At 73.0% G+C, this 23,320-nt stretch carries 17 protein-coding genes; 9 read left to right on the top strand and 8 right to left on the bottom strand.

Going from position 1 to position 23,320, the window contains the following annotated elements:
• The first annotated feature begins 9 nt into the window (after positions 1-9).
• Positions 10-3,165, top strand: coding sequence for a BTAD domain-containing putative transcriptional regulator (locus WBN91_RS21690; RefSeq protein ID WP_337725956.1), 3,156 nt, complete (start codon positions 10-12; stop codon positions 3,163-3,165).
• Positions 3,166-3,537: 372 nt separating this feature from the next.
• Here the strand turns inward: WBN91_RS21690 and WBN91_RS21685 are convergent, their stop codons facing one another.
• Together WBN91_RS21685 and WBN91_RS21680 are read right to left on the bottom strand one after the other, a co-directional pair.
• Positions 3,538-4,743, bottom strand: a complete 1,206-nt coding sequence (locus WBN91_RS21685; RefSeq protein WP_337725920.1) for an SGNH/GDSL hydrolase family protein — start codon at positions 4,741-4,743, stop codon at positions 3,538-3,540.
• Between the two features lie 26 nt (positions 4,744-4,769).
• Entirely contained in the window at positions 4,770-6,200 is a 1,431-nt protein-coding gene (locus WBN91_RS21680; RefSeq protein WP_337725921.1) for an FAD-dependent monooxygenase, read from the bottom strand.
• Positions 6,201-6,409: 209 nt separating this feature from the next.
• Here WBN91_RS21680 and WBN91_RS21675 point away from each other — a divergent pair, with 209 nt between their 5' ends.
• The gene (locus WBN91_RS21675; protein ID WP_337725922.1) at positions 6,410-7,504 is read left to right on the top strand and encodes a serine hydrolase domain-containing protein; all 1,095 of its coding nucleotides are present in this window, start codon (positions 6,410-6,412) and stop codon (positions 7,502-7,504) included.
• 3 nt (positions 7,505-7,507) lie between these two features.
• Here the strand turns inward: WBN91_RS21675 and WBN91_RS21670 are convergent, their stop codons facing one another.
• The 6 genes from WBN91_RS21670 to WBN91_RS21645 form a co-directional block, all read right to left on the bottom strand.
• On the bottom strand, positions 7,508-7,705 hold the full coding sequence (locus WBN91_RS21670) for a hypothetical protein (protein WP_337725923.1): 198 nt from the start codon (positions 7,703-7,705) through the stop codon (positions 7,508-7,510).
• 461 nt (positions 7,706-8,166) lie between these two features.
• Positions 8,167-8,712, bottom strand: a complete 546-nt coding sequence (locus WBN91_RS21665; RefSeq protein ID WP_337725924.1) for a pentapeptide repeat-containing protein — start codon at positions 8,710-8,712, stop codon at positions 8,167-8,169.
• A 14-nt stretch (positions 8,713-8,726) separates the two neighbouring features.
• The gene (locus WBN91_RS21660) at positions 8,727-11,723 is read right to left on the bottom strand and encodes a polymorphic toxin type 28 domain-containing protein (protein WP_337725925.1); all 2,997 of its coding nucleotides are present in this window, start codon (positions 11,721-11,723) and stop codon (positions 8,727-8,729) included.
• A 508-nt stretch (positions 11,724-12,231) separates the two neighbouring features.
• Positions 12,232-13,149, bottom strand: coding sequence for an alpha/beta hydrolase family protein (locus WBN91_RS21655; RefSeq protein ID WP_337725926.1), 918 nt, complete (start codon positions 13,147-13,149; stop codon positions 12,232-12,234).
• A 111-nt stretch (positions 13,150-13,260) separates the two neighbouring features.
• The gene (locus tag WBN91_RS21650) at positions 13,261-13,746 is read right to left on the bottom strand and encodes an SDR family NAD(P)-dependent oxidoreductase (protein ID WP_337725927.1); all 486 of its coding nucleotides are present in this window, start codon (positions 13,744-13,746) and stop codon (positions 13,261-13,263) included.
• 174 nt (positions 13,747-13,920) lie between these two features.
• Positions 13,921-14,382 carry a hypothetical protein gene (locus WBN91_RS21645; RefSeq protein WP_337725928.1) on the bottom strand — a complete coding sequence of 154 codons (462 nt, stop codon included), beginning with the start codon at positions 14,380-14,382 and terminating at the stop codon, positions 13,921-13,923.
• 587 nt (positions 14,383-14,969) lie between these two features.
• On the opposite strand from WBN91_RS21645, the gene WBN91_RS21640 reads away from it, so the two are divergent.
• The 7 genes from WBN91_RS21640 to WBN91_RS21610 are packed head-to-tail and all read left to right on the top strand — an operon-like array spanning position 14,970 to position 23,319.
• Positions 14,970-16,223 carry a hypothetical protein gene (locus WBN91_RS21640; RefSeq protein WP_337725929.1) on the top strand — a complete coding sequence of 418 codons (1,254 nt, stop codon included), beginning with the start codon at positions 14,970-14,972 and terminating at the stop codon, positions 16,221-16,223.
• A gap of 5 nt (positions 16,224-16,228) precedes the next feature.
• The gene (locus WBN91_RS21635) at positions 16,229-17,197 is read left to right on the top strand and encodes a glutamate ABC transporter substrate-binding protein (RefSeq protein ID WP_337725930.1); all 969 of its coding nucleotides are present in this window, start codon (positions 16,229-16,231) and stop codon (positions 17,195-17,197) included.
• Between the two features lie 15 nt (positions 17,198-17,212).
• Positions 17,213-18,481 carry a hypothetical protein gene (locus tag WBN91_RS21630; RefSeq protein ID WP_337725931.1) on the top strand — a complete coding sequence of 423 codons (1,269 nt, stop codon included), beginning with the start codon at positions 17,213-17,215 and terminating at the stop codon, positions 18,479-18,481.
• Complete coding sequence (locus WBN91_RS21625) at positions 18,478-19,473, top strand: glutamate ABC transporter substrate-binding protein (RefSeq protein ID WP_337725932.1); 996 nt, start codon at positions 18,478-18,480, stop codon at positions 19,471-19,473. Before WBN91_RS21630 ends, WBN91_RS21625 begins: the two co-directional genes overlap by 4 nt.
• Positions 19,474-19,493: 20 nt before the next feature.
• Positions 19,494-19,865 carry an effector-associated constant component EACC1 gene (locus tag WBN91_RS21620; RefSeq protein WP_337725933.1) on the top strand — a complete coding sequence of 124 codons (372 nt, stop codon included), beginning with the start codon at positions 19,494-19,496 and terminating at the stop codon, positions 19,863-19,865.
• Positions 19,862-21,100: a caspase family protein gene (locus WBN91_RS21615; RefSeq protein ID WP_337725934.1), complete on the top strand. Its 1,239-nt coding sequence runs from the start codon at positions 19,862-19,864 to the stop codon at positions 21,098-21,100. Before WBN91_RS21620 ends, WBN91_RS21615 begins: the two co-directional genes overlap by 4 nt.
• On the top strand, positions 21,097-23,319 hold the full coding sequence (locus WBN91_RS21610; RefSeq protein ID WP_337725935.1) for a serine/threonine-protein kinase: 2,223 nt from the start codon (positions 21,097-21,099) through the stop codon (positions 23,317-23,319). Before WBN91_RS21615 ends, WBN91_RS21610 begins: the two co-directional genes overlap by 4 nt.
• Position 23,320: the final 1 nt, after the last annotated feature.

Below are 23,320 nucleotides of genomic sequence, written 5' to 3'. Positions count from 1 at the left end.
CGCTTGCGGGTGAGGTTGTTCGGCTCCCTGGAGGTGTCTCGCGGTGGTGCCGCGCTGACCGTCCCGGGCGTCCGGCTGCGCGGCTTGGTCGCGCGGCTGGCTCTGGCGGGCGGGCGGCTGGTCGAGGCGGACGTCCTGGTCCACGCGCTGTGGCCCGAGGAACTCCCGGCCGACCCGGTGAACGCCCTGCACTCGCTGGTCTCACGGCTGCGCCGGGTGCTCGGCGGCTCCGACACGGTCACCCGGTCCGAAGGCGGCTACCGCCTCGGGGTCGGGGAGGACGACGTCGACGTGCTGCGGTTCGAGCGGCTGGCCGCGCGCGGCCGGGAACGGCTGCGGGCGGGCGATCCCGGGACCGCGGCCGAGCTGCTGGCCGAGGCGGTGGCGCTGTGCGGCGAACCGGTGGCAGTCGCCCCGGCGGTCGCGACGAGGCTGGCGGCCACCGCCGTCGAGGCGGCAGCGGACCTGGCGGAGGCGGAGCTGGCGCTGGGCCGTGCCGACGACGCCGCCGCCCGGCTGAGCGTCCTGCTCGGCGAGCACCCGGTGGACGAGCGGGTGGCCGCGTTGCGGATGGACGCGCTGGCCGCCCAGGGCCGCCAGGCCGACGCCCTGGACCTGTACGAGCGGGTGCGCGAGACCCTCGCCGACCGGCTCGGCGCCGACCCCGGCGCAGCCCTGCGTGAACGCCACCTGAGCCTGCTGCGGTCACCCGAGGCGCGTGACGAGGTGCCCACGAGCACCCTGCCCGCCGCCCTGACCAGCTTCGTCGGCCGGGACGACGACCTGGCCCGGATCGACGCGCTGCTGACGCGCGGGCGCCTGGTCACCGTGGTAGGGCCGGGCGGGGTCGGCAAGACCCGGCTCGCCGTCGAGGCGGGCCGCCGCCACGAGCACCGCGACGGCACCTGGCTGGTGGACCTGGCCGCGGTCACCGAGCCGGCCAAGGTCGGCGCGGCGGTGCTGGCCGCGATCGGGCCGCGCGGCGCCGCGCTCTTCGAGGCCTCCGGTCGGCGGCCGGCCGGGGGCGGTGAGCTGGACGTGCTGGTCGACCGGCTCGGCGGTCGGCAGTCCCTGCTCGTGGTGGACAACTGCGAGCACGTGGTCGACGCCGTCGCGCGGCTGCTGGCGGCGTTGCTGCCGCGCTGCCCGGGGTTGCGGGTGCTGGCGACCAGCCGCGAGCCGCTCGCGATCGACGGTGAGGCGCTGGTCCCGCTCGGCCCGCTGGCGCTGCCGGGTTCCGGCGAGGGCCTTGAGGACGTCCGTCGCAGCGCGGCGGTGCGCCTGTTCACCGAACGCGCGGCGGCGGTGCGCCCCGGGTTCGACGTCGACGAGCGGACGAGCGTGGACGTGGTCCGGCTGGTGCGCGGCCTGGACGGCTTGCCGCTGGCGCTGGAGTTGGCGGCGGCCCGGCTGCGGACCCTCTCGCTGACCGATCTCGCTGCCGGCCTGTCCGACCGGTTCCGGCTGCTCGCGACGGGCCGCCGGGCCGCGTCGCCGCGGCACCGCACGTTGCGCGCGGTCATCGCCTGGAGCTGGGACCTGCTCGACGAGGACGAGCGCACGGTGGCCGAGCGGGTCGCGGTCCTGCCGGGTGGGGTGACGGCGGAGTCCGCCGCCGCGCTCTGCGCCGGGACCGCGGTGCGTCCCGACGAGCTGCTCTCCGCCCTGACCGACAAGTCGGTGCTGCACATGACGGACGACGCGGGGCGCTACCGGATGCTGGAAACCCTGCGCGAGTACGGGATCGAGCGGCTCGCAGCGAGGGGCGAGCTCGACAACGTCCGGGACCTCGCCGCCCGCCACCTGGCCGACCTGGTCGCCCGGCAGGACCCCGAGCTGCGCGGACACGGTCAGCTCGCCGCCGTGCGCGTGCTACGCGCCGAGCACGACAACGCCCTCGCCGCCCTGCGCCACCTGTGCGACACCGGCGACGCCACCGCGGCGGTCACGCTTGCCAGGGACCTCTCCTGGTACTGGCAGATGCTCGGTCGGCATGCCGACGCGGCGTACTGGCAGGGCGAGGCGCTGGCGCTACCGGCGGCGGAACGCACGCTGGACCGCGACTCCGTCGAGGTGATGTTGCTGCTCAACCGCATCAACGCACGCTCGGCGTTGAGCACCGAGGGCCTGCACGAGCACGAATCCGCGCTGCGGGCCGTGGCCGACCGGCTACTCGCCCACCCGTCGCTGCCCGGGGTCACCAGTGTCCTGGCCGCGATAGCGCTGCACTTCCTCCGCGAGCACGAAGCCTCCATCGCCCTGGTCGACCGCCTCGTCGACGGCCCCGACGTCTGGCTGTCCGGGCTGGCCCACCTGTTCCGGGCCTCGTTCGCCGAGAACGAAGGCGACCTGGACCAGGTCCGCGTCGACGTGGCCGCCGCGCTCGACGCCTTCGACCGGACCGGCGACCGCTGGGGTCTGGCCTCGGCGCTGCCGGTGCGCGCGATGCTGCGCCAGTACGACGGGGACCTCGACGGGGCGTTGACCGACCTGCGGCAGGCCAGGGCGCACGCGCGGGAGTTCGGGTCGCTGGACCCGGCCGACGAGATCTTCCTCGACGTGCGCTGGGCCGAACTCCACGTGCGCCGGGACGAAGCCGACGCGGCGCGGGCGGTGCTCGACGCGGTCCACGAGCGGGTGCGGCGGTCGGCGTCGCCGGAGCTGGTCGTCATCGTCACCGCGCTGGAGGCGGGCACGTGGCTGCGGCTCGGCGACCTGGACCGCGCGCAGGCCCGCATCGAGGTGGCGGAGAAGGGGGTGGTGGACGGCGACCACGCCCGGGCGATCGTCGGTTCGGTGCGGGCGTCGCTGTGCGTGCGGCGGGGTGACGTCGAGGGCGCTGAGGCGGCGCTGGCCCGTGCCCACGAGGCCGCTGCGCGCAGCCGTGACCTGCCGGTCGTGGCGGTGGTCGCGGTGAGCGGGGCCGAACTGGCCGGGCTGCGCGGGCGACACCGGGACGTGGCCTCGACGCTCGGCGCGGCGGCCCGGCTGCGCGGCGCCCACGACCTCAGCGACCCGCGGATCCAGGAGCTGACCGCCCGCGGACGGGCGGCCCTGGGCGAGGACGTCTTCGCCGCCGCGTACCAGGCCGGCTGGCGACTGGACGGGAGGACGGCCTGCCTCAGGGTCGATCCGACGCGCCCGTCTTGGACGAGTAATGCGTAAGCCGGGACGGCAGAGGCGCAGGGCACGCTTTTCACCCCACACCGCCCGCACACACCTTCGCTCCCGCATGGCGCACTGTCCTCCAAGCTCGCGCAGCAGACCTCCCAACTTGGGCTTCTTCCGTCCATCCTTGGCAGCCTGCCCGCTGGCGAGGCGCTTAAACAGGAGCTTCGCTTCTCAAGCCCACACGCTTCGCGGATCCAAACAGGACGCGCTCCGCGCTCGCAAGCTCGAACGCGCTCCGCGCTCCCAAGATGAAAAGCGGCGCTCGCCGCGCGGGAGGCCCCTGGGGAAAGAAACCGAGGCCCTTCCCGTGGTCGCTGCCGCTTGACAGCGCCTTCGGCGCGGCCGGTGGGGTTGCGCATTGCTCGTCTAGTCCCGGAACAGTTCCAGGTCGAACGCTTCGGCCATCACCTGCTGGCCCGCGTCGTTCGGGTGTACACCGTCGTGTGACACCAGGTCGGCGCGCATCGCGGCGGTGCCGGGGTCACGGGTGGCTGCTTCCAGGTCGACCACCGCGTCGAACCGGCCGCTGCCGCGGATCCAGCGGTTCACCTCCTGCCGCATCCGTTCGATCTCAGCGGTGAAGAGAGGCGTGCCGCCGATGGGCAGCAGGGTGCAGCCGATGACCCGCAGGCCGTGCGCGTGCGCGCGGGCGATCAGCGTCCGGTAGCCGACGATGATGTCCTCCGCCGTCGCCCGTTCGCTCTCCGGCATGCCCGGCAGGGAGCCGAAGAACAGGTCGTTGAGCCCCGCGGACACCACCAGCCACCGCACTCCGGGCCGGGCCAGGACATCCCGGTCGAAGCGCGCCAGCGCGCCGGCGCCCATGCCGTCGCTCTCGCGCAGGATGCGGTTGCCCGCGATCCCCATGTTGATCACCGCACGCGGTGGCAGGTCGTCCCGCACGGCCAGCCTGCGTGCCAGCACCGACGGCCACGGCGCGTCCGCGTCGGGCGTGGTTTCCATGCCGTCGACGATGGAGTCGCCGAGGGCCACGATTGTGGCCGCCGTGGGGTGTGCCAGCACGTCGATGCCGGTGAGCCACAGGTACGACCGGAACGCGGTGGCGTCGCGCAGGTCCCGTGCGGCGGTCTGGTCGCCGGGGGCGAGCCACGCCGTGCGCAATCCGACCTCGTGGGTCGTCGGGATCACGTCCTCGTCGGGGATGTGCAGCGAGACGACGAGATCGGTCTGCGCGGGCACGTCGTAGTCGAGGGGATCGCTGTAGATGTACGCGCCCGTCGGCAACTCCACCGTGGTGCGCCCGCCGAAGGTCAGTTCGCGTGTGCCGCCCGGATGGGTCGCCGCGCCGCTGTCGTGCCGCGCGATGTGTACGGCATCGATGCGCACTGGTGCGTGACCGAAGGAGTTTGAGAGCGCCACGCGCATGGCCGTGCCGCCTGCGGTCGTACGCGCCACCATGCGCACGGTCTGTGCGCCCACCTTCGTCGGCGCACCGAACGGTTCAGTGGGCGCGTCGTCCGGCATGTCCGGCCCGCCATCGGGCTCGGCAACTCGTGCCAGTTGTTGCGCCGTGCCCCAGGTGGCGATCCAGGTCCTCGTGCTGTCGTTCATGGCTCCCGCCCTTTCGAGTGTGGTGATCAGAACCAGCGCGAGAGCGCCGCGTGGAGCGACCCGGAGGACGCTTCCGTCCACGCGATGCAGCCGTCAGGACGGACGAGCATCGACGGGCCTTCCTTGGTGTGCACGTGGTGCACGTTGTGGGGGAGCGCGCGTGGTGAAGGCGAGATGAACAGGCCGCCGCCGTCAGTGGCCAGCGCGTAGAGGTGCTCTTGCGTGCCATCGGCGAGCGTGAGGAGCTGGTCGTTCACGAGCGTCCCGACGAGCGGGTCGTCATCCCCGAGGTCGTAGCGGGTGTCGATACCCGAGAGCATCTCGCCGATGTGGCGATTGCCCTCCGGCAGCGTGATCAGCTCGCTGACGATGGTGCGCAGCGCACTCGTGAGCGGGTCGGGACGCATCAACGCGACTTGTGCGCGGGTGTTCTCCAGAACGCGCGCGCCCACGGGGTGGCGCTCGGCGGTGTAGGAGTCGAGGAGGTGATCGCGGCCCCGCACCGCCGCGGCGAGCTTCCACCCGAGGTTCGCGGCGTCGACGAGGCCGAGGTTCAAGCCCTGGCCGCCGAACGGCGAGTGCACGTGTGCGGCGTCGCCGGCGAGCAGGACGCGGCCCTTGCGGTAGGTCGTGGCCTGGCGCGCGTTGTCGGACCAGCGCGTCGCCTTCGACATCGACACGACCTCCACGTCGGTGCCGCTCACGCGCTGGATCGCCGCTTCGACCTCGGCCCGCGTGACCGGCACGTCCCGAGGCGGCGGCGGGCCGTCGAACTCCGCGGTGAAGACACGCCCCGGGATCGCCGTGACGAGCCCGCGCGGCGTTCGCTGCCACCCCTTGGTGAGCTTGTCCGGCGCGTCGAACTCGACAAGGGCCTGGTAGCCGGTGATGGTGGGGTCCGTGCCGGGGAACTCGAAGCCGGCGACCTTGCGGACCCGACTGCGGCCACCGTCGCAGCCGACCAGGTACTTCGCGCGCAGCGGCCCCGCGCTCGTCCGCACGGTCACGCCGTCGTCGTCCTGCTCGAAGTCCTCCACCGCGACGCCACGACGGATCTCGACGCCGAGTTCGCCGGCCCGCGCGGCCAGGATCCTCTCCAGCGCCTCCTGGGGCACCATGCGGTTGTGGCGCTCCGGGTCGCGCTGGAGGTCTTGGTCGATCACGAACAACGCCGAGAAGTGGCCTCCCGGCTTCCGCACCGGCCCGGTCCCGACACGTGCCGCCTTCGCCACCGGCATCGTGACCTGCTCGTCGTCGAGCGCCCGCGCGAACCCCCGTCGCGCCAGCGCCTCGGCCCCGACCGCACCGATCGCGGCGGCCTTGATCCCGCGATCGGGCTCGACGAGCCGCTCCAGCACGAGCGGCCGTACCCCGGCGGTCTTCAGCTCGACCGCGAGGAAGAGCCCGACCGGCCCGGCGCCGACGATGACGACGTCGTGCACCACGAGATCACGCATGGCTGTCCTTCCGTCCCGGACCGGGGCCGTGCTCGGCTCCGGTCTCGCCACGCAGCCTGCCCACCTCCTCTGGCACCGCCCGCACACGCCGCCGGCACGCCCCTGGCACCGGTCAATGAGGTTTTCCGCAGGAAAGGGACGGTCTTCCGCAGTCGATCACGTGGACGACCTCATGGTTGGCCGCGCCGCCCGTGCCTAGCGTCGTGACCATGCTCCTGAACACGATCTTGTCCGCCGCACTGGCGCTCGGCTCCGTCACACCGTCCACTTCGGACATCCCTGCGGACCGGTTGCGCGACCAGCTGAACGGCCTGGTGCGCGACCGCCACATCACGGCCGGGCTGGTCCACGTCCAGGACGGCGCGGACCGGTGGTCGGACGCGGTGGGTGTGGAGGACCTGGCGTCGGGGGAACCGGCTGTGGCGGACGGGCACTTCCGGATCGGCAGCGTCACCAAGACCTTCGTGGCCACAGTGTTGTTGCAACTGGTCGACGAAGGACGGTTGGCGCTGGACGACCCGATCGAACGTCACCTGCCGGGGTTGGTGCCCGATGGCGAGCACATCACCGTCCGGCAGGTCCTGCACCACACCAGCGGCCTGCACGACTACATGAGCGAGCCGGGCTACTCCACCAACCGGTGGCGGGGCGACGCCCGGTTCGACGACTACACACCCGAGCAGCTGCTCGACGTCGCCTTCGCCGCGGACCAGGACGACGACCGGACCTGGCACTACTCGAACACCAACTACATCGTCGCGGGCCTGCTGGTCGAGCACCTGACCGGCCGCCCGTACGGCGAGGAGGTGCGCCGACGCATCCTGCACCCGCTCGGCCTCAGGCACACCAGCGTGCCCGGCCACCGCGCGTCCCTGCCCGTCCCGCACGCGCACGGGTACGAACTCCTGCGCACGGATCCGCCGACGATCGTGGACGCCACGAAGATGGACCCGTCGCTGGACTGGGCGGCCGGCGAGATGGTCTCCACCACACAGGACCTGGCGACCTTCGTCACCGCCCTGCTGGAAGGGCGGCTGACCAGCCCGGAAGGCCTGGCCGAGATGCGCCGGACGGCGTCGGCCGACCCGCTGTTCCGCTACGGCCTGGGGTTGCAGGAGTTCACCCTGCCCTGCCCTGACGGCCCTCGGGCGGTGTGGGGGCACACCGGCCAGTTGATCGGGTACCTGACGATCGCCCTGACCGACGGCGAGGGCCGGTCACTAGTCCTGTCCCTGAACCCATACGAGCAGGACCCGCCCACGACGGCGGTCGTCCCTCTGGGAGTCGCGGTGTTCTGCCGATAGCGGTCAGTCGGCCATCCGCTCCTGGAACCGGGTCAGGAATGCCGAGATCAGGCCCGGCGACAGCTGGTCGGGGGAGAGCAGGCGCCCGAAGCGCTCGTTGGCTTCGGGCACGCCGTCGATGTCCAACCAGCACTCGGCCAGGTCCAGCAACGCACGGGCAGCGCGGTCGTCGGACTTCAGCTCCACCAGTGCCAGGACCACCGACTCGCCTGCGTTGGATCTCGGCGGCTCTGGTGAACCTGTTGTCCAGCAGGGCTTCCCGCAGCTCGTCCTCCAGCTCCTCGGTCGACCACGTGTCGTCGGCGGGCGGGTCGAGGTCCGGGCCGACCTCGCGGGCCAGGGCGGCGGCCTCGGTCGGGGGCAGTTCCAGCTCCCGCACTGCCTTGCGCAGCACCGCCCGGCACCGGGCGAGGAGATCTTCGTCGTCGGGGGCATGCCGGACCGCGTCGGCCGGCGCCGAGCGGACCTCGTCCGGCCAGTGGAACTCGGACTCGTCGATCGGCAGCGGCCGGTCGTCGTCCACCAGTTCCGACACCAGGTCGGCCACGATGTCCGCGAACTCGTGTGCGGCGACCCGGTGCGGCTTGCCGTCGGCGTCCTCGAACACCAGTCCGCAGTGTGCGGTCTCGGCGAAGCCGCGCGTTACAGTCCTTTGTGGACTGTCAATCGGCGAAGTTGCCGCGTCGGACGTCGTCGAGCACCGCGCCCTCGAAACGGGTGCCGGTGAGGTTAGCGCCGAACAGGCTCGCCCCCGTCAGGTCGCTGCGGGCGAAGTCCGCCCCGGTCAGGTTCGCCCCGGTGAACGCGGTACCGCGCAGCGTGGCGTCGACGACGGTCGCCCCGGTCAGGTCGGCCATCGCGAGCAACGCCCCGGCGGCGTCCGCGCCGGACAGGTCGGCGCCCGTCAGGTTGGCGTAGGCGAGTGAGGCGTCCCGCAGCACCGCGCGCTCCAGGCGGGCGCCGCTCAGGTCCGCGAACTCCAGTTCGGCGCCGGACAGGTCGACGCCGGTCAGGTCCCGGCCCGCGCACGGCGCGGCGCGGAGGTCTCGGCCGTCGGTGTCCGCGACCTCCGGCAGCTCCGCCAGGTGCGCCCGCCAGTCGCCACCGGCCTTCAGGGTGGTCAGCGCGGCGTCCAGCATGGCGCGGCCCTGGTCGGTCAGCCAGCGCTCCCGGAGCGCGCGCTCGCGGTGACGCGTTTCGTCCAGCACGACATCTCCCCTGGTCAGCTGCCGGGTGGCCATTCATGGTACGGCGGGAACGAGCCGTGCCCGATCTCGTTGAGGAACCCGGCGAGCCGGTTGATCAGCCGGTTGACCTCGCTGAGCCGTTCCAGCAGCACCTTCATGCCGCGCTCGGTCATGGTGTCGGGCGGGTTGTGCGCCTCGCGGGTGAGGGCCTCCCGCACGTTGAACAGGCCGTCGCACGCCTCTTGCAGGTCGCGGATGTGCGAGAACGGCCGTCCGTTGGACTTGCGCGCGACGACCTCGCCCCGCGCTTCCCGACGCGCGGCGCTGTAGTGGTTGTGGTTCGGCTGGCGGTTGATCTCGCCGACCGGGTTCTTCTTGAGGTTCTCCATCTTGGCGATGGCGTCCAGGGCTTCCTGCCGCAGGCCGAGCGACCGGTTGGGCACCGGCGGTTCCTCGACCACCGGCGGTTCCTCCACCGGCGTCGCGGGCCGCTCGACGGGCGGCGTGCGCACCGGCGGCTGCTCGACCGGCGGCTGTTCCACCGGGGGCGGCCGGACCGGGGGTGGCGGCGGGTCGCCCGGTTTCGGCGCACCCCGCAGGCCCCGGACGATCCGGCCGCCGAAGAAGAGCACGAAGACCTGGAAGATGCCGCCGACCACCAGGTCGTACTTCTCCTGCGAGGACAGCTCCTTGTCGCTGAAGAACCGCTTGCCCCGCGCCCCTTCGATGATCTGGGTGATGCCGATCAGGCTGCCCGCGCTGGCCAGCACGATCCCGGCGGTGACGCCCAACGTCTGCCAGAACCCCGAGGTTGGTCCGTGTTCCGCGCGATAGGCCTGGGCCCTGGTGACGCACTCGTAGAGGAACGCCCCGACCGCGAGCACCACGACGGCGATCACCGCCGCGGTGGCGAAGCTGATCGCGGCGACGATGCCGAGCTTGGCCAGGATCAGCGCCCCGACGAAGATCACCGCCGCGATGACCAGCGTGGCCAGGATCGCGGCGGCCAGGTAGAGCACGGCCTTGCCCAGCGCGAGCAGCACCTTCTGCCACGCGGGCCGGTCGTACTCCTGCTGCGCCTCGGCTTCCGCGCGGGCCAGGTTCCCGTCCAGCGACGCCAGCGCGGCACCGTTGTGCGCCAACGAGTCCGTGACGCCGTCGGTGATCGTCGTGCGCGACTTGTCGTGGGTGGCGCCGACCTCGGCGACGGTCTTGCCGGACGTGTCGGCCAACGCGGTCAGCAAATGGTCGGCACTGCCCGTCGCCGCCTCCCGCCCCTGCCGGACCTGCCGGTCGACGCCCTCCTGGACGCGGGTGGTCACCGTCGTCGTCGCCTGGCGCACCCCCGCCTGGGCCTGTTCGGTCCCGCTGCGGGCTGTCTGCTCCAGCTCGGTCCCGGCCGTGCGGCCCTGCCCGGCGACGGTGTCCAGCTCGCCACCCACGGTCTCGCCGAGCGCGCCCAGGGCGCTGATCGCCTGGGTGGCCACGCCGTCCACCGCGGTGAACCCGGAGGACCGGCCGAGGCTGGCGACCGCCGCGTCGTCCAGGCCGCGCGACGCGAGGTCCGCGCCGTGCCCGGCCTGGTCCACGGCCGCCCGTTCCACCGCGTCGACCTGGGCCACCAGCCGGCCGCCGAGTTCACGGGCGGTGGCGAGGGTGGCCGTCCGCAGCTCGCGCAGTTCCTGGAGGGCTCGGGCCTCGATCGCGTTCAGGGCCTCGATCGCGCCGGTCACGCCCGTGCCCAGACCGTCCTGGACGGCCGCGCCGATGTCGCGGATGGTGTTCTGCCCGGCGGGCAGCGCCGCGTCGACCTCGGCGGCGACCTTGGTGGTCTGCTCGCCGATCCCGGTGGCGATCTTGTCGGCCTCGGTGAGCGCGAACTCGGCGGCGGGCGGCGCGACCCCGCGCAACTCGTCGGCCTGGGCCGTGCCGACCTGCCGCACGGCTTGGGCGCGCGCGGCGGCCCGGTCGGGGTCGGGATCGCTGATCGCGCTCGCCCGGCCTTGGCCGCGCCCGGCGGCGTCCTCAGCGTGGCCGGTCGCGGTGTCCCGGGCGCGCTGCGCCTCCGTCCGACCCAGGTCGCGGGTCGCGGTCGCCTTCTCGGTGCCGGCCGCGCGCACGGTCGTGGCGTGGGCGTGCCCCTCGACGCCCAGCCGGGTGCTCTGCCCGGTCGTCGCGGCGGCGGCTTCGGTCCGTCCGGCAGCGACCGCGGCCCGCACGACCCCGGCCTGCTCGGCGATGTGGGAGCGCACCCCGGCTTCCGCCGCGTCGAACCCGTCGTTCAGGCGGGCGGTGAGGGCGGCGACCTCCTGGGCGGCGCTCGCCCGACCGGCCGCCGCCCTGGTCGCCACGGCCTGGGTCGCCGTGGACAGGGCCGCGGTGATCTCGCCTTTCTTCGCCGTGACGTGGGCGCGGAGCCGGTCGAAGGCGTTGCGCTGCCGGGGCGCGACCTCCACCGAGTCCAGGGTGGAACCGTTGTCCGGCACCGGCGACGCTGCCGTTTCGCGCGCGGTCTCCACCGGTGGCGGTGCGACCGCCGGGGCTTTGTGCTCCACCGGACCGGGCGGCCGGGACGGCTTCCGGGGCGGTGCGGCACGGCTCGGTTTCGCCGGCTTGGGCGGTGGGGGCGGCTTGGGGGACGTGGGCTGGGGCGTCGGGGCGTGCGGGGTGTGCGGTGCGGGTTTGGCGGGCGGGGCGGTGGGCGCTTCGCCACCGCGCAGCCGAGCCGGGAGCCGGTCGCCGAGTTCCGCCACGACCTTCCGACGCGTTTCCGCGTCGAGCGCCGCCAACTGCCGACGCACCGCTCCCGTCCGGTCGTCGGGGTCTACTTGGAGTCGCAGGCGCAGCCGGGCGACGAGTGCCTCCTGCTCCGGCTTGAGCGCCCCGGCGACCGCCGCGTTGCCCGCCGAAGCCTGCAACCCGAGCAGCTGACGCACGGTCGGCGGCCCACCGGCCTCCGGTTCGCGCCGCACCGGCCGCCCGGCGCGAGGCGGCTCCGGTAACCGGTCCGCACCCTCGACGTGTCCACCCATGCAAGCCCGCCTCGCTGTCCGGGTCCTGCGGGCGATCATGGCGACCAAGCGTGCGCGCGACAACGATCGCGACGACGGCCAAACGGGCAGCATCCACTGCGCGTCCCGGCACTGGGGAGGCAGCCTGAACCGAGCCGTGCCACACTCCGTGGCCCGCGGCCAGCCCGCAGCCCGCGCCGGCGGCTGATGCCTCGCGGCCTGGCGGCATCGAGGGCTGGCGGCTCGCGCCAGCGGTTGGCGGCTGTTGTCTGGCGGCTCGCGGGCTCGCAGCTTGCGCTGGTGGCCTGGTGGCCTGGTGGCCAGCGGGCTCGAGGCTCGCGCCGGTGGCTGTTGCCTCGCGAGCTCGCGGCTTGCGCTGGCGACCGGGCAGCTCGCGCTGGCTCGTGCTCGCGGTTTGCGGCTGTGGTTTCGCGGCTTGCGGTGGCGGCTTGTGGGCGTGCGCGTGGTCCGGTGGTGGAGGTCTGGCCCTGGTGGTGATCGGCGTCTCCGGAGGCCGGCGTGGCGGGGTTCAGGCGCCTTGGTCGCTGGTCCGATCGGTGATCCACCGGGTCAGGGTGTCCAGGTAGCCGGGTGCCACACGCGTGCCGTTGTCGGTGCGGACGCGGTGGTCGGCGCTGGGGAACACTTCCACGGTCAGGGTCGCGCGGTGGTCGCGGTGGTGGGTGGCGGTGGTGAAGAGGTGGATGCTGTCGGCTACCGGGACCACGTCGTCGTCGCCGCCGAAGATGGCCAGGTGCGGGCAGCGCAGGCGCATCGCGTCCGGCACGGGGTCGTGGTCCTGCTTGCGCTTGAGGAACGTCCAGAGGCGCTCGTCCACCTCGGCCGCGTACTCGCTGAACGCGGTCGGCGGCGACTGGGCGAGGTGGGCCGCCTCGGCGAAGTCGGCGTCGCGCCGACCTGCCTCGACGACCCGGTCGTAGGCGGCCAGCGCGGCGTCGACCTCGTCGTCGGTGATCCCCTCGGTGCGCCGCAGGGTGTTGGCCAGCGAATAGCGGTCCTGCACGGCGGGGGTCGTGCCGGGGCCGCCGTTGGTGACGACCCACGGCACGTCGTCCCGCAGCGCGGTGGTGCGCAGGACGACCCAGCCGCCTTCGCTGTGCCCGAACAACCCGACGGTCTCGGCCCGCACCTCGGGCCGCGCGCGCAGGAAGTCCAGCGCGGCGGCGGCGTCGGACGCCAGGTCGTCGATCGTCGCGTCCTGCCAGTCACCGGACGACCCGCCGACGCCGCGCTTGTCGTAGGACAGCACGGCGATCCCGGCGTCCACCAGGTGCCGCCGGATCGGCGGGAAGTGCGTGTCGTTGTCCCGGTTCGACGGCCCCGACCCGCCGACCATGACCACACCCGCCACCAGCGCACCGCGTTCGGGCAAGCTCAGCGAACCGGCCAACACGACGCCGGCGTTGGCGAAAGTGACGTCCTGCACTGAAGACTCCCCCCGAGTCGAACGTTCGGTGCAGCGTATAAGCGAGGACGGGCGGGGTCACCTCAAATAAGCGTCCACTGCTGGTTGGGCCGTTGTGGCAGTCCCAGATGATCAGGTCGGTGCCGTTGTGGTGGTGGACGCGGGCACGTCGACGCACTTGGTGCTGCCCTTCAGCGGCGTCGGGAGCTTCCAGAGCGGCAGGGCGGAGAACCAGCGGTCGCCCATCTTGTCGTAGCCGCCGGCGTTCGGGTGCAGCTTGTCGACCATGCGCCGCCAGTCGTCGACGTCCGCGCCCGGGACCGGCCCGAGCAGCATGAGCCCGGCGTTGTCGACGAGCGTGTCCAGCCGACCCAGACCCTCCACGGTCCGCTCGACCACCTCCGCCGCGGCCTTCGCGTCGGTGACGTCGGCGGGCAGGACGAGGGCCTGTCCGCCCGCGTCGGAGACCTCCTTGGCCAGCGCGGTCAACCGGTCCTCGCGCCGCCCGACCACGGCCACCGCCGCGCCCTGCCCGGCGAGTTCGAGGGCCGTGGCGCGACCGATACCGCTGGAGGCGCCCGTGACCAGGACGACGGTGCCTTCAAGACGACGAGACATGGTGATGCGTTCCTTACAGTGGACGGCCGCGTTCCCCGCGGTTGATCGCCGAGGCGGGGGTGACGAAGCAGACCTGTCGAGGGTAGTCAGCAGGCCACAGTGGACGTCAACGGTTGGGGTGTGGCAGAAGTTCGCCACTTTCCACCGGCGGATTTCTGTGACCCCCTCCGGTGATCACAGTCCCGGAGGGGTGGTGGGTACCCAGCCCGTGCCGCTGGTCGTGAAACCCATTGGCTGGTAGACCGTTCCGCCGTCAGCCGCCTCCGGGTTCACGACACTGATCACGCTGTGCCAAGCCACCACCTCGGTCAGCCGCTCGAAGCCGCCGCCCGCCCGGAGCCTGCCCTCCACCCACCCCGTGAAGTTCTGCACCGTGTGGATCCACGTGTGTCCTAAATGGCCGAGTACCGACGGACCAGGGCTGTCGTCGTACACAACAGCGGTGTTGGTGACTCGTTGGCTCTCGGGTTGGGGGTCGTCGGGGCCGGCGCCGTTGGTGCGGGACTGGGTGTGCCACGGCGAACCCAGGGGCGGGCCGGTCTTGAAGTACACCGCTTCGGGGCCGGACCACTGGCGGGGGCGGAGGGCCGAATACCGGGACCTCGCGCCGGGATCCAGGTCGAAGACGATTTCCACCCCGTTGACGTAGTAGGGGCCGGAACTCCGAAAGCCGAGGGCTCGTCCCAGTCGGCTGGTTCCCGAGTTCACGAAGCGGCCGGGGTGCACGCCGGTGCCCGCGTCCCTCGCCTGCCGCTGCACGGACGCGACAACCGCCGAATTGCCCGCCAAGCGCTGGAGGTGGAGGAGTCCCGGGACACGGTCGGCGATCGGAGGGGTGAGCGGGCGGGGGCGATTTCCGGGGGTGGTTCTGGGTGAGGGTTCCTCGTGGGCAGGAACGTGAGCGCACACTGGGAGTCCACCCCTCTGTCGGGCACTCGGACGTCGAGGGTACGTCGACGGGATTCAAGGGGTGAACGTCGAAGGGTGCGGCTGTGGTTGCCCTTGTGGCCGCACTCGGGGGCGGTGCGCCTTGCGGTCGTATTAGGGAGCGCCATTCGGAGCAAACAACATTTCTCGTCGATCAGGCGTAACCAAAGCCCAGGTCTTCTCCGATGCAAGCGGTATCGTGTCAGGTGTCGCGAGGGGGACATGTGGGATTATCGACGCGCGATGTGCGGGCCGAGGGACCGCTGATCGCGCGCATCGGCGTTATGCCATTGCGCTTGGCCTATCGCCGTCCGCCGCGGCAATTGGCCGCGCTCGCCGCCGGGTTGGCGTTGTTGTGCCTGGTGGCCGGGTTGGTCGGGGCGTTGGACGTGCAGCACCGGCGGGCCGCGTTGGACGACGTGCTGGCGCGGGGCGGGCCGTTGACCGGCGCCGCGCTGGAGACCTACCAGTCGATCTCGGACGCGAACGCGACCGCGGCGGGCGCGTTCCTGGTCGGTGACGTCGAGCCGCAGCCCCTGCGGGACCGGTACCGGACCAACGTCGCCGAGGCTTCCGCCGCGCTGGGCACCGCCGCCTCCGGCGCCCCGGACGGGGAGAGCGCCGCGGCGATCACGCACCTCACCACGCACCTGCCGGTCTACGCCGGGATCATCGAGACCGCGCGGACGCTCAACCGCCAAGGGCTCCCGCAGGGCGCGTCGTACCTGAGAGAGGCGTCCACGCTCGCGCACACGGTCATGCTGCCCGCGGCGGAGGAGTTGCTGCGGCAGGAGAACGCACGGCTGGCCGCCGCGCAGGCGAAAGCGGCGGCGGTGGACTGGATCGCGCTCGGCGCGGGGGTGCTCGCGCTGCTGGCGCTCGTGGCCGCGCAGGTCCGCCTCGCGCGCACCACCCGGCGGATCCTCAACCGCGGGTTGCTGGTCGCCACGGCCTGCGTGCTGGCGGCGGTGACGTGGTCGGCCGTCGCCGCGATCTCCGCGGCCACGCACGGCGCGGCGGGCCAGGCGGCCACCGCGCAGGTCGAGGCGTTCGCCGACGTGCGGGTCATGGCGTTGCAGGCCCGTGCGGACGAGTCGCTGTCGCTGGTCGCCCGGGGCAACGGCCAGGCCTACGAGCTGGCCTACATCGACAAGGCGGGCAAGCTCAACGGCGAGCAGGGGCTGTTCGCCGTGGCGTCCGCGGCGGCTGCGGGGGACGACACGCGGGCGGCGGTGGAGAAGGCCGCCGAGGCGTGGCGGCAGTGGCAGGCCAACCACCGCGACCTGCGCACCGCCGACGACAGCGGTGACTACAACGGCGCCGTCCGGTTGGCCACCGGCGCCGACGCGACGGGCACGGCCGGCCCGTCGACCGCCGTCGACGAGGAGCTGGCGGTCGCGATCAAGGCGGCCACCGAGCGGTTCGAAGCGGAGTCCCTGCGGGCGCGGGACGCCTTGTCCTACGGGGAGCTGGTCGTCGCCGTGCTGATGGGGTTGGCGGCGCTGGCCGTCGGATTCGGTTACGCGCCGAGGATCCGGGAGTTCCGATGAGGCGAATGGCGTTGGTCGTCCTGCTCGCCGTCGCGGGGTGCGCCGCGCCGGTCACGGTGACGCCGAGGGCGCAGCTGTCCGTCCCGGCGCCCGCGCCGACCGGGGTGTCCGACCCCGCGCAGGTCCCGGGGGAGCGCCGCGACGATTGCCGGCCCGAGCTGAGCTTCCGGCCCGACGGCCCGCTGCCGCCGCCGGGTCAGCCGCCCGCGGGCTCGTCGATGGCCGACATCGCCCGGCGCAAGCTGGTCGTCGGCGTCGGCACGAACGCGTTCCTGTTGGGCTACCGCGACCCCCGTGACGGGCAGATGCACGGCTTCGAGGCGGCCATCGTCGAGGAGATCGCGTTCGCGATCTTCGGCGGCGACCGCGCCCGGGTCGCCGAGCACGTCCAGTACCGCTCGCTCAACGCCGACCAGCGGGAAGCGGCGCTGGTCAAGGAGGAGAACGCGGTGGACATGGTCCTCGCCGGGATGACCATGACCTGCGAGCGGTGGGAGAAGGTGGCCTTCTCCGCCGAGTACTACTCGTCGCGGCAACGCGTGCTGGTCCACCGCAAATCCGGGGTGAACAGCATCGACGACCTGGGCGGCAAGAAGGTGTGCGCCTCCAACTCCAGCACCAACCTGCGGCCCATCGCGCTGGCGAAGTCCAACCCCGTCCCGGTCGGCGCCGCCAACACCGGCGACTGCCTGCTGCTGCTCCAGCAGGGGCAGGTCGACGCGGTGTCGACCGGCGACATCATCCTGGCCGGGCTGGCCGCGCAGGACCCGTCGACGCACATCGTCGGGCCGAGCCTGCGTTCCGACCCGACCGGCATCGCGATGGCGCCCAACCGGGTGGACCTCGTGCGGTTCGTCAACGCGGTGCTCGAAAGGATGGTCGCGGACGGCACCTGGACCCGGCTGCAAGGCAGGTGGCTGTCCGAGCACATCGGCGCGGCCGAGCCGCCGACCCCGCGCTACCGGACGGAGTGAGGCGCGGTGGTGGTGATGGAAACGCCGACGCGGGCCGACGTCGTGGCGCGGGTGCGCAAGGCGGCGCGGTCGCCGCTGGAGCAGCTGCGCGGGCTGCTGGTGGGGCTGGTGGGGCTGTGCCTGGTGACGGGTGTGGTCGGCGCGGTGGAGATCGCCGACCGGCGCACCGTGCTGACCGAGGTGACCCAGCAGAGCATCCCGCTGGCGAGCGCGGCACTGGAGGTCTACCAGTCGCTGTCCGACGCGGACGCCACCGCCAACAGCGTCTTCCTGGCCGGTGAACGGGCGAGCGCCGAGCAGCGCACCCGCTACCTGGCCGACATCGAACGCGCGGCGGTCGCGTTGAGCACCGCGGCGGCGGGCACGTCGGACGCCACGGCCCGCACCGTCGCCGAGCTCACCGCGCAGCTCGCGCGCTACTCCGGCTTGGTGGAGACCGCGCACACCCACAACCGCCAGGGCCTCTCGGTCGGCGCGGCCTACCTCCGCCAAGCTTCGGCGCTGGCCCAGGAAACCCTGCTGCCCGCCGCGCACCGCCTCTACCGCGACGAGGTGAACCGGCTCGTCGCCGTGCAACGGGACGCCGGATCGGTCGCGTGGCTCGCGGTCGTCGTCGGCGTGCTGACGCTCGGCGCGCTGGTGGCCGCACAGCTCTACCTGCGGGCCACGACCCGGCGCACGTTCAACCGCGGGCTGCTGGTGACCACCGGCGCGCTGCTCCCGGCGGTGGTCTGGCTCGCCGTGGCGTCGGCGGTCGCGGCCGGTCACACCGACGCCGGGCGTGACGGCGTGGCCCGGACCGAAGCGCTCGCCACCGCGCGGATCACCGCGCTGACCGCGCGCAGCAGCGAGGCGTTGGCGTTGGTCGCGCGCAGCGACGCCGGCCCGTACGAGGAGGCCTTCCGCAAGGCGAGCACTACGCTCGACGGCGACGCGAACATGCCCGGTTCGCTCGCCGCAGCCGTGGCGAAGGTGGGCGACCACCCGGAGGCGAAGGAAGCCGCCGACGCCGCGATCGGGGCGTGGCGGCAGTGGCGCGAGCTGCACGACCGGAACCGCGCCGACCTCGCCGCCGCCGACACGGCCCGCTCCTCGGCGCTCGCGGACGAGGTGGACCAGCGGCTGGCGGAGGCGTTCGGGCACGCGCAGCGCCGGTTCGAGGACGAGTCGGTGCGCGCGGTGGACGCGCTCGACGCGGCGGACGTGGGGGTGGCCCTGTTGGCGCTGCTCGGCGCGCTCGCGGTGGGCTTCGGCCTCGCGCCCCGGATCCGGGAGTACCGATGAGACTGTGGGTGTTGGCCGTGGTGGCGGCGTTGACGGCGGGTTGCGCGAGCGCGGCCCAGGTGCCGCAACGGCCGCAGCTGTCGTTGGCCCCGCCGCAACCGCCGGGCATGGTCGCGCCCTCGGACATCAAGGGCGCCAGGGACCCCAGGGAGTGCCCCGACGGCAAGGGACCGTTCGTCCCCGAGCGCAGCAGCCTGCGCCCATCGGGGCCGCTGCCACCACCCGGAACGAGGTTCACCACCGGCGCGCTCAGCACGATCACCCAGCGCGGCAAGGTGATCGTCGGCGTGGACCAGAACCTGAGCAAGTTCGGCTCGGTCAACCCGCTCACCGGCGAGCTGGAGGGCTTCGACGTCGACATCGCCCGGGAGATCGCCAAGGCGCTGTTCGGCGACGAGAACGCCGTCGAGTTCGTCGTGGTGGACTTCTCCGACAACTTCGACAAGCTGGCCGCGCGCGAGGTGGACCTGCTCGCCGACTCGATCACCATCACCTGCGAACGCCGGTACACGCGCCAGGTGATGTTCTCCACCGACTACTTCTTCTCCGGGCAGCGCGTGATGGTGCCGAAGTCCTCGCCGGTCAAGGGGATCGAGGACCTGCGCGGCAAGCGCGTGTGCGCGCCCAACGGCACCACCTCCATCGGCCGGATCATGGACCCGGCGCTCGGCTTGGTGCCGGTGGCCGTGCGCGAGTTCAGCGACTGCCTGGTGCTGTTGCAACAAGGGCAGATCGATGCGATCTCGTCCACCGACAGCGTCCTGCTCGGCCTGGTCGAGCAGGACCCGACCACCCACCTGGTCGGACCGCGGTTCAGCGAGGAGCACCACGGCCTGGCCATGCGGGAGGGCGACGAGGACCTCGTCCGCTACGTCAACGCGGTGCTCGAACAGCTGCGCGCCGACGGCACGTGGAGCCGGCTGTACGGGAAGTGGCTGGTCGACCTGGAACCCGTGCTGCCCAGCCCACCACCCGCCCTGTACGTCGACTGAAAAGCCGTGGAGGAGTCCTCGTGAGCGCCGCGATCCGGATCGAAGAGACCGACAACGCCCCCGCCGAGCTGGAGTCGTTGCACGGGTGGCTGATCAGCCGTCCCGAGCTGCGCGGCGCGGTGACGCTGGGCAGCCCCGCCCGCGACCCCGAGGAGATGGGGTGGCTCGCCGACGTGGTGTCGGTGGCGGTCGGCGACGGCGGCGCGGTCACCGCGCTCGCGGGCTCGCTGGCGACCTGGCTGGTCAGCCGCCGCTCGCACATCAGGATCAAGCTGACCGGCCCGGACGGCCGCACCACCGAGGTCGACGTCAAGCAGGCCAAGGGCAACCAGGCCGACGTGGAGGCGATGCTGCGCAAGGTCCTCGACGAGCACGAGGGCGGCACCGCGTGATCGAACGCCTCCCCGACCCGGCGCGGTCGCGCGCGGTGCTGATCGGCACCTCCTCCTACACCCACCCCGAGTTCGACGACCTGCCGGGCGTGGCGCACAACCTGACCGACCTGGCCGGCGTCCTCACCTCGCCGCTGGGCGCGGGACTGGCCAAGGAGCACTGCGTCGTCGTGCACGACCCGCCCGACCAGTCGCGCGTGGGCGAGCAGATCGGGGCGGCGGCCCACGAAGCCGAGGACGTGCTGCTGGTCTACTACGCCGGGCACGGCGAGATGACCTGGGACTCGCACAACGAGCTGTACCTGACCATGCGGGACAGCAGGTCGAAGCTGCTGCGCACCTCCGCCCTGCGCGCCGCCGACGTGCGCCAGTACGTCGGCGCCAGCCCGGCGGCGATCCGCGTGCTCATCCTCGACTGCTGCTTCGCGGGCAGGGCGCTGACGGAGACGATGTCGGGTCCGGAGAACCTGCTCGGCCACGTCGACGTGCAGGGCGCGTACGTGCTGTCCGCCGCCTACGGCAAGGCGCTGGCGCCCGCCGGGCTGCGCAACACGCTGTTCACCGGCGAACTGCTCCGCGTGCTGCGCCACGGCGTCGCCGCCGAGACCAGCACGCTGATCACCCTCGACACCCTCTACCGCGAGGTGCTGGCCTCCCTGCGCCGACAGGGCTACCCGGAACCGGGCTGCCAGCGCAACGACACCGCCGGATCGCTGGGGCTCGCGCTCAACGCGGCGGACAAGGTCCGCCGCAAGCTGGTCGACCTCGACGCCCGCGCGGAAGCGCTCGACGCGGCCGAGACCGAGGTGAAACGCCGGTACGACCTGACGGTGGACCGGATCCTGGCGCCGGACCTGCCGCCGTTCACCGCCACGGCGCCGCTGCTGCGGGAACGCGTCGAGCAACTGGTCGGGCGGATGGCGACGGGTGTCCGCCCCTCGACCGCGGAGCTGGACGCGCTGGACGCCGAGCTGGTCGCCGCCCGGGACGCCGCCGAGCACCTGCGCGCGGCGGCCGAGCGCCCGCTGGAGGCCCGCAACGAGCTGCGCGGCCTGCTGGAGTCCTACCGCGTGGTCGCGGTGCGCCGCCGGTTCGCCGAGGAAGACGAGTTCCGCGCGCTGCACGAGGCCGCGTGGAACCTGCTGTGGGTCAAACCGTGTGACCTGGGCGCGGCCGAAGCGGCGGTCGACGCCTACGTCCGCGCGGTCGCCCAGCGGAGGGAGGCACAACGATGAGCGCCTGCGCCAGAGCGGGCTGCGGGGGAACGATCCTCCCGCACGGCTTCTGCGACGTCTGCGGGCACAAGGCGAAACCCGCCGGCCCGCCGCCACCGCCGAAGAACCCGACGACACCCACACCGACACCGCGACCCTCGGAGCCGCGGCGCGACACCTCCGGCCCGGTCACCGGTCCGGGCCGACGCGGCCGGGGCACGGTCGGCGGCGGCATGGTCGACCCGCCGCCGCTGCCGCCCCGCGACACCGCCCCGACGTCGCGGTGGGACGTGCCCGAGCACAAGCGGTTCTGCCGCGAGTGCGGCGAACCGGTCGGCCGGGGGACCGACGGCGAGCCGGGTCCGACCGAGGGCGTGTGCCCCAAGGACGGCGTCCGCTTCTCCTTCGCACCGGACCTGGCCCGGGGCGAGCTGGTGGCCGACCGGTACGAGATCGTGCGGTGCATCGCGCGCGGCGGGCAGGGGTGGATCTACCTCACCCGCGACCGGCACCTGAGCGACCACGAGACCGACCACCTGGTCGTCCTCAAAGGACTGATCGACACCGACGACCCGGTCGCCATCAAGCAGGCCATCGAGGAGCGGCGGCGGCTGCTCCAGGTCAAGCACCCGAACATCGTCAAGATCAACGACTTCGTGCAGCACCGCGACCCGCGCACCGGCAGGCCCACCGGCTACATCGTCATGGAGTACGTCGAGGGCCGGTCGCTGCAAGAGCTGTTCCTCGAACACCGCGACGAGCACGGCAACCGGGCACCGCTGCCGCTGCCGCACGTGCTGGCGTTCGGCATCGACGTGCTGAACGCGCTGGACCACCTGCACTCGCACAACCTGCTGTACTGCGACTTCAAGCCGGACAACGCCCTCTACACCGGCCAGGAGATCAAGCTCATCGACCTCGGGGCGGTCGTGGACGCCACGAAACCCGGCGGCGTCCTGTTCGCCACGCCCGGGTTCGCGGCGCCGGAGCTTGCCCGGCGCGGCCCGTCGGTCGCCTCCGACCTGCACACCGTGGGCCGCTCGCTCGCGGTGCTCAGCTTCCCGTTCACCGGCTTCTCCCGGGAGGACAACCTCTACAACCTGCCCGCCCGGCACACGGTGCCGCTGCTGGCCCGGCACGAGTCGTACTACCGGCTGCTGCGCCGGGCCACGCACATGGTGCCGGAGAAGCGGTTCGCCTCGGCCGAGGAGATGAGCGGGCAGCTGGAGGGCGTGCTGCTGGAGGTGCTGGCGGCCGAGGACGGCAAGCCGCGCTTCACGGTGTCCTCGCAGTTCGCCGTCGAGGTCAGGACGTTCGGCGCCGAGTCCATCGAGGACCCGGCCGGCGGCGTGGACTGGTCCCGGGTGCCCGAGGCGCTGCCGGCGCCGCTGGTGGACCCGGGCGACGAGTCGGCCGCCCACCTCGCGGCGATCGCCGTGTCGGACCCGGACGACATGATCGCCGCGTTGCGCGCGATCCCGGTGCGGAGCACCGAGGTGCGGCTGCAACTGGTCGGCGCGCACATCGCGGCCGGTCGGTTCGACCAGGCCGCCGCGGACCTCGACGAGTGCGCGGAGGACCTGCCCGGCGACTGGCGCATCCCCTGGTACCGGGGCGTGCACGCGATGGCGGCCGGGTGGCCCGAGGAGGCGGTGCGCGAGTTCGACGCCGTGTACGACGCCCTGCCCGGCGAGCTGACGCCGAAGCTCGCGCTGGCCGCCGCCGCCGAGTACGCGGGCGACGACGACCGCGCCGGCGAGCTGTACGCCCGCGTGTGGCGCACGGACAACCGGTACGTCAGCGCGGCGTTCGGCCTGGCGCGGGTGCTGCGCGGGAGGGGCGAGCTGGCGGCGGCGGTCGAGGCGCTGGACCGGGTGCCGGACACGTCGAGCCTGCACCGCAACGCGCAGGTCGCCGCGATCCGCGCCCGGCTGGCGGCCGAACCGGACCGGACGGGCCTGCTCGACGCCGCCGCCCGGTTGGGCAAGCTGGTCCTGGGCATCGAGCAGCGGGCCGCGCTGTCCGCGGAGGTCCTCGACGCCGCGCTGAAGTGGGTGACCGGCGGCAACGGCCGGCTCGACCGCTCGGGCGCGATCCTCGGCCGCCCGCTGGAGGAGCGCGAGCTGCGGTTCGGCCTGGAGAAGGCCTTCCGCGACCTGGCCACCGTCACCGACGACGTCGACCGCAAGGTGGCGCTGGTCCGGCGGGCGAACCAGGTCCGGCCGAGAACCCTGTTCTGAC

The sequence above is a fragment of the Saccharothrix sp. CCNWYY140 genome, from assembly GCF_037401995.1.
Lineage (GTDB): Bacteria > Actinomycetota > Actinomycetes > Mycobacteriales > Pseudonocardiaceae > Actinosynnema.
The sequence above is the reverse complement of the archived record's forward strand: the minus strand, read 5'-3'. Positions and strand labels throughout refer to the sequence as shown.